Origin of the sequence: Candidatus Desulfosporosinus nitrosoreducens, from assembly GCF_030954495.1 — a bacterium.
Taxonomy (GTDB): Bacteria; Bacillota; Desulfitobacteriia; order Desulfitobacteriales; family Desulfitobacteriaceae; genus Desulfosporosinus; species Desulfosporosinus nitrosoreducens.
In genome coordinates this window covers 23,925-31,180 of sequence record NZ_JAVHUW010000006.1, presented here as the reverse complement: position 1 = coordinate 31,180, position 7,256 = coordinate 23,925, and the positions used below count along the sequence as shown (strand labels likewise).

The window sequence follows — 7,256 nt, the reverse complement described above, 5'->3', positions numbered from 1 at the left end:
GAATCTAAGAGTCCATTAGCCAAAAGATCCTGGTTGGGGTTGTTGGCAACCTGATCTGTCCCACAAATTTCGGTAAGAGCAGTTAAAATAACAGGTCGGATGATCGCGTGATTGCTCATTAGTTATCGCTCCTCGTCACAATTTGCCAGCTTTCGAATTCTTTTAGAAAGCTGTATAAAAGTCAATTTAAGACGAATCAATTATATAACCCCCTCCTTAAAATTAGCTGAGAATGCTGTTGCCCGGGAGACCTTTTTATCCACTGGCTAAGCCGCTCTAGGACTCCCGCTTCGGCAAGCGGTGAGTTAAGAGCGGCTAAGTCCCTGGATAAGTGCGACTAAGCTTCAGCTGGAGTTAAAATTCCACCTGAAGCAAGTCTTCTTTATACTTTGTAGCCGGGGCAGCCTTCCAAAGCCTGCCGGAAATCCGGCATTTTAAAAAAGGCTTTTAAAATAACAGTTTCTAAAAAAACTCCATCAAGACGTTAAAAGCTTTGCAGGGAGAACGTCAATGGCCTATAATATTTAAAATTAATTGTGTTTATGTTAATGATGCTATTTATCATATATCAATAATGAATACCTCAAGCTGAATTAGTAGGAAGTTATAAAGTTTGGAGAGATTTTTATGGATATTAAAATAGATGATTTAACTGGACCTGAAATAGCGCAATTGATAAGCGAGCATCTTCAGAGTATGGCTTTTCAGTCTCCGCCGGAGAGTATGCATGCCCTTGGTCTTGAGTCATTACGGCAACCTGAAATTACCTTTTGGAGCGCCTGGGAGGGTGATCAATTGCTTGGCTGTGGGGCGCTTAAAGAATTGGGAAGACAGCATGGAGAAATCAAATCCATGCGAACGGCTTCGTCGCACCGCAGAAAGGGTGTTGCCAGGCAAATTCTTCAACACATAATTGAAGAGGCCAAATTGCGAGGTTATCAGAGGTTAAGTTTGGAAACAGGTTCAATGGCTGCTTTTGAACCGGCTAGAAAATTATATACAAGTTTTGGGTTCCGAAATTGTGAGCCCTTTGCGGATTATATTGACGACCCGAATAATGTATTTATGACTAAAGAATTATGAATTTTAATATTTAATGATTGTGATAGTTTGAATCTTATCACCAAAATGGGGGTGTATAAGTTGTAGCAGGACGAATAAGTTAATGAGTATCTGGTGATTTACCAATAGTTACATAGCAATACCGAGTTGATAAAATGTAGACAATATCTTATAATGTCTAATTATATGTCAACTTAAATACAAAAAGTCTATATAATTGCTTAAATATAAGAAGTGAGGAAATGAATTGTATGAAAATTGCAGTGATAAATGGTAGTCCGAAAGGTAAAAAAAGTAATACAAATGTAATGGTTGAGGCCTTTTTGAAAGGAGCACAGGAAGCGGGGGCGGAAACCATAAATATTTTTTTAGCGGAAAAGGAAATAAAACACTGCAAGGGATGTCATGTATGCTGGGTAAAAGGCCCCTGCCAGTGTGTGACCGATGATGATATGCTGGGAGTTCTTTCACATTTAGGAGATGCCAATATAATTGTTTTCGCTACTCCTGTATATTTTGGAAATATTTCAGGTATGTTAAAGGTTTTCATGGACAGAATGACAATGATAGGAAGTCCTCATTCTCAAAATGATAGTAAAAAGAATATCCAGGAATCAAAGCAAGCCCAAAGACAAGCACAACCCCCAAAGTTAATGATGATATCGAATTGCGGATTTCCTGATCGAGATGAATTTCAGGTGATCTCACTTTGGGCTAAAAGAGTTGCACAGAAAATGAATATGGAATTAATTGGAGAGATTTATGCCACAAGTGGAAAATTCTTGACATCTCCTCCGGATGAATTACAATCTGCCATAGCTGATTATCTTTTGAATTTACAAGAAGCCGGAAGGGAGATCGTTATTGATGGGAAACTATCCGAGATGACTGTAAGGAAACTATTGCAAGACTTTGTTACTGAATAGTACTGATTAAACTATGCTTGACTGATTGGTTTGAGCCTAAAATAGAGGGGAATGAATGTTATGGCGAAAGAGGCGGCAAAAACAGGAGCGGGTCCAACAGCTCTAATAGCAATTGAACAATACTTTCCGAAAGAGGAACGTATTGTCGAGGATGACTTGGCCTGCCAGATATTGCCGACCGGGAGAGCTTTTTTATGGTTCATGCGTCTTGAGTTGCTCAGGGCGTGGATGGTTCGAGTAACCGAAAAGGACTCTCCCGGTCTCTGGAGTGGTATGATGTGCAGAAAACGCTATATTGATGAGAAACTGCTTGATTCGCTCAATCAGATTGACGCGGTAGTGAATTTAGGTGCAGGATTTGACACCCGGGCATACCGGTTCCCCTCTCTTTCCAACACGCCTGTTTGGGAGCTTGATCAACCTGAAAATATCGGCTCCAAACAGGTCCGGCTTCTTAAGGTCTTCGGGAAAATTCCTGCCCATGTCAAACTAGTTGCCATAGATTTCGACCATGAAGATTTGGCTTCTGTTCTGGAAACACATGGTTATTCTACAACCAAGCGGACATTTTTTGTATGGGAAGCTGTCAGTCAATATTTGACTGAAAAAGGTATTAGAACAACCTTTGATTTCTTGGCTAAAGCCGCTTCTGGCAGCCGCCTAGCTTTCACATATGTGCTCAAGGAATTTCTTGATGGTCGGGCTATGTATAGTTGGGAGAAAAGTTACCAAAGGTTTGTGGAAAAGAAGATTTGGATTTTTGGCATGGAGCCGGAAGCGTGGCCGGGTTTTCTCAAAGAGTACGGTTGGCGGGTAATCGAAGACATGGGTTATGACGAAATGGCCGAGAACTATGTAAAACCTACCGGTCGGACCCTTGCCTCAACACCAATTGAAAGAATGGTCTATGCGGAAAAGTTGTAGAACGCGATGTTTGCTTGAAAGAGTTCATTCGGAACATAGCGCCGATAAAACCTGCTTGCAGCAAGGGGCCATGGTATTGGTCTTCTGTAATCTATAACGACCCTATAATTAGTCCGATTAATATAGAAAAGTTATTGACACATCAGCCTTAATGGTTTAAAATCAACTTCAATAAAACCTTTGAAATACGCTTGAACACAATGAAGGGAAGTTCTGGGCTCAGGTTGCTTAGAGAGCTGGCGGTTGGTGCAAGTCAGTCTACCAAGCCAAAGGATTCCATCCTGGAGTGGCCAATGATGAATTGTGACGGGTTCCGCCCGGTAACGCGGACATAAGTTGGCCGTTTTTGGCAACATGGGTGGCAACGCGGGAATAACCTCTCGTCCCTACTGGGACGAGGGGTTTGTTTGTTTTTAAGCGTTTTCATCTGTCTTTAACCGGCTGGAACTTTTGGGTGGCACCGCGGAATTCCCGCCCCAATTATGGGCGGGTTTTGTTTTTCTCAAGTGAATCCATATTAAGACAATAAAGTAAAAACAAAGAAAAAGGTGAGTTGTGTAAAAGGCAAAACGGGAGATGTTCTGGGAATTTCCAAAATAAAAGGAGGATTTTTTATGGCAAGAGTATACAATTTTTCGGCAGGTCCGGCTGTACTGCCGGAAGAGGTATTAAAAGAAGCGGCAGAGGAGATGTTGGATTATAACGGTACGGGTATGTCCGTTATGGAGATGAGCCATCGTTCAAAAGCTTTTGAGGAAATAATTGACGAGGCTGAAAAAACACTGAGAGATTTGATGAGCATACCGGATAATTACAAAGTACTGTTTCTGCAAGGCGGGGCGTCTCAACAGTTCGCCATGGTTCCTATGAACCTGATGAAAAATAAAGCAGCAGATCACATTAATACCGGACAATGGGCTAAAAAGGCCATCGCTGAAGGCAAGATTTATGGCAAAATCAATGTTATCGCCTCTTCTGAAGACAAGACGTTTTGCTATATACCCGACCTGAAAGATTTGAAGATTTCTGATGAGGCCGATTATGTGTATATCTGCCACAACAATACAATCTATGGGACAAAATTCAATGAATTGCCGGAAACAGGTGACAAAATCTTAGTGGCGGATATGTCATCGGATATCCTTTCCGAACCGGTAGATGTAAGGAAATACGGTCTCATTTTTGCCGGTGCTCAGAAAAATATCGGTCCGGCAGGCGTGGTTGTTGTCATTATTCGAGAAGACTTAATAAGCGACGATGTCTTGCCCGGCACGCCGACAATGTTAAAATATAAAACCCATGCCGACAATAAATCACTGTATAATACCCCTCCGGCTTATGGCATTTATATTTGCGGCAAAGTATTCAAGTGGGTTCAGAAGTTAGGCGGCCTTGAGGCCATGAAGAAAAGAAATGAGGAGAAGGCCGCGATTTTATATGATTACCTTGATTCAAGCAAGCTGTTCAGAGGAACAGTTGTTAAGAAAGATCGTTCCTTAATGAATGTACCCTTTGTCACGGGTTCCGAAGAACTTGATGCCAAGTTTGTCAAAGAGGCCAAAGTGCTTGGCTTGGAAAATTTGAAAGGGCATAGAACTGTAGGGGGAATGAGAGCCAGTATTTATAACGCCATGCCAAGCGAAGGTGTTAAAACTTTAGTTGAATTCATGAAAAAATTCGAGGCAGAAAACAAATAAAAAAACACGATTAAGGAGTAGATGAAGCAATGTTTAAGATCAATCGTTTAAACCCCATAGCCAATGTGGGATTGGATTTATTCACGGACAATTACGAGTTGGTTGAAAATTTCACTGATGCCGATGCGGCCCTTGTCAGAAGTGCAAGTGTTCATGAATTAGAGCTGCCGGGCTCTTTAAAGGCTATTGCCAGAGCGGGGGCCGGAGTTAATAACATCCCTCTTGATAAATGTGCTGAAAAAGGAGTTGTCGTTTTCAATACGCCGGGTGCCAATGCCAATGGGGTCAAAGAGATTTTGATCGCCGGGTTGATCCTGGCTTCCCGCGACATTATCGGGGGAGTGAACTGGGTAAGTTCAGTTAAGGAGGACCCGGATGTCACCAAACTCGTTGAAAAAAATAAAGCTAAGTTTGTTGGAACGGAAATTAAGGGGAAGAAGCTTGGTATAATCGGACTTGGAGCTGTTGGAGTTTTGGTTGCCAACGCGGCTATCAAGCTGGAGATGGAAGTCTACGGATATGACCCGTTTATTTCCGTGGGCACTGCCTGGAAGCTTTCGAAATACATTAAACCGAGCAAATCATTGGAAGAGATTTACCGGGAATGTGATTTTATTACGGTTCACGCGCCGTTAACAGATTCGACGAAAGGTATGTTCAGTAAAGAAACCTTCGCTCTTATGAAGGATGGAGTTAAACTCCTCAACTTCTCCAGAGATACTTTAGTGAATGATGACGACTTGATTGAAGCCTTACAGTCCGGAAAGGTCGGCAAATATGTGACGGATTTTCCCAATCCTAAAGTAGTGGGACTTGAAGGAGTCATTGCAATTCCGCACTTAGGGGCTTCGACGAATGAATCAGAAGATAACTGTGCCATTATGGCAGTTGAGCAATTGATGGACTATCTGGAAAATGGAAATATCCAGAATTCGGTAAACTATCCCAATTGCGACATGGGGGTGTGTACTCAAGCGGAGCGCATCGCTATTCACCACCGCAATGTGCCCAACATGCTTAGCCAATTCACATCAGCTTTTGCCCAGGAAAACATTAATATTTCGGACATGATGAATAGGAGCAAGGGACAGTGGGCCTATACCATGCTTGATATCGAACCGCCTTCAACCCCTGACATCATCAAGAGAATTGCCGAAATCGACGGAGTGCTAAGAATAAGGGTTATAAAATGATTTAAGCTTGAGGGAATGCAAGAATATTGATCCCTGCGAATCCTGTCTAAGCTTTGACTTAATAATAAAGTTTATGGGAATGGAGGAAAAGTATCTTTGGCTACGATAAAACCATTTAAAGCTGTAAGACCGCGAGAAGATATTGCCGGCAAAGTAGCCGCACTTCCTTATGATGTGTATAACCGCGAAGAAGCTCTGGCCGAAGTCCTAAAGGAGCCGTTCTCATTTTTAAAAATAGATCGGGCTGAGACGCAATTTGACAAAGACTTCAACCCCTATGATGCTAGGGTATATGAGAAAGCAAGGGACGTCCTTCAGGCAATGATCAGGGAAGGCATTTTTCTGAAAGAAGTCAAGGACTGTTATTATGTGTATGAATTGACAATGGATGGCCGTTCTCAGGCGGGTTTGGTCGGGTGTGCGGCGATTGACGATTATTTGGATAATATCATAAAGAAACACGAGAAGACGCGGGAAGAGAAAGAAATCGACCGCCTCAATCATGTGGATATTTGTAACGCCCAAACCGGGCCGATATTTTTAGCATATCGTGCGCAAGCGGCCATTAATGAAGTAGTGGGCAGGATAAAAAAGGAAAACCCATTGTATGACTTTGTCGCTTCTGACGGAGTTAAGCATACCGTATGGAAAATTGATAACGAAAATGACATCGCGGCAATATATGCGGAGTTTAAAAAGATCCGGAGCGTTTATATCGCGGATGGCCATCATCGAACAGCTTCGGCAGTAAAGGTGGGCTTAAAACGCAGAAAAGCAAATCCGGATTATTCCGGAAAAGAAGAGTTTAACTTTTTTCTCTCTGTGCTGTTTCCCCATGATCAGTTGCTGATCTTAGACTACAACCGTGTGGTCGAAGATTTAAATGGCTACCGGAAAGAAGAGTTTCTAAAGCAAGCGGCACACTTTTTTTTAATCGAGAATGTGGGGGAAGAAGCCTATAAACCGGCGGAAAAAGGCACGTTTGGGATGTACCTGGAAGGAGCATGGTATAAATTAACTGCCAAGAAGGAGATCAGGTCGGATGATCCTGTAGAAGGGCTTGACGTTTCTTTGCTCCAAAACCACTTATTAACACCAATTCTAAATATTAAAGATATTAGAACAGATAAACGAATTGACTTCGTTGGTGGTATAAGAGGGCTTAAAGAACTGGAAAGAAGAGTTAAGGAAGATATGAAAATCGCCTTTTCTCTCTATCCAACAGCTATTGAGGAGTTGCTTGACGTGTCCGATGCCGGCCGCTTGATGCCGCCAAAGTCAACCTGGTTTGAACCGAAGCTTAGAAGCGGACTATTTATCCATGAGTTAGAATGAGGCTGCTTGCCCGGTGTCGTTGGTATCGTTTGCCTGGCTTGATGACTTGCACGAAGACAGCGAAAATTAAGGCCTAAATAGCCTGAGGTTACAGTTTAAACCCAGGCTGTTTAGGCTGT

Annotated in this window: 6 protein-coding genes; all 6 read left to right on the top strand. The window is 42.4% G+C overall.

The genetic code is table 11. From position 1 onward, the window contains the following. The first annotated feature begins 627 nt into the window (after window positions 1–627). On the top strand, window positions 628–1,083 hold the full coding sequence (locus REC12_RS00330) for a GNAT family N-acetyltransferase (RefSeq protein ID WP_308891474.1): 456 nt from the start codon (window positions 628–630) through the stop codon (window positions 1,081–1,083). Window positions 1,084–1,313: 230 nt separating this feature from the next. Continuing rightward, complete coding sequence (locus REC12_RS00325) at window positions 1,314–1,988, top strand: flavodoxin family protein (RefSeq protein WP_308891471.1); 675 nt, start codon at window positions 1,314–1,316, stop codon at window positions 1,986–1,988. A 60-nt stretch (window positions 1,989–2,048) separates the two neighbouring features. Then, on the top strand, window positions 2,049–2,912 hold the full coding sequence (locus REC12_RS00320) for an SAM-dependent methyltransferase (protein WP_308891470.1): 864 nt from the start codon (window positions 2,049–2,051) through the stop codon (window positions 2,910–2,912). A 614-nt stretch (window positions 2,913–3,526) separates the two neighbouring features. Continuing rightward, the gene (gene serC / locus REC12_RS00315; RefSeq protein ID WP_308891467.1) at window positions 3,527–4,609 is read left to right on the top strand and encodes a 3-phosphoserine/phosphohydroxythreonine transaminase; all 1,083 of its coding nucleotides are present in this window, start codon (window positions 3,527–3,529) and stop codon (window positions 4,607–4,609) included. Window positions 4,610–4,638: 29 nt separating this feature from the next. Beyond that, window positions 4,639–5,802, top strand: a complete 1,164-nt coding sequence (locus REC12_RS00310; protein ID WP_308891464.1) for a phosphoglycerate dehydrogenase — start codon at window positions 4,639–4,641, stop codon at window positions 5,800–5,802. 96 nt (window positions 5,803–5,898) lie between these two features. Next, complete coding sequence (locus REC12_RS00305; protein ID WP_308891463.1) at window positions 5,899–7,137, top strand: DUF1015 domain-containing protein; 1,239 nt, start codon at window positions 5,899–5,901, stop codon at window positions 7,135–7,137. Window positions 7,138–7,256: the final 119 nt, after the last annotated feature.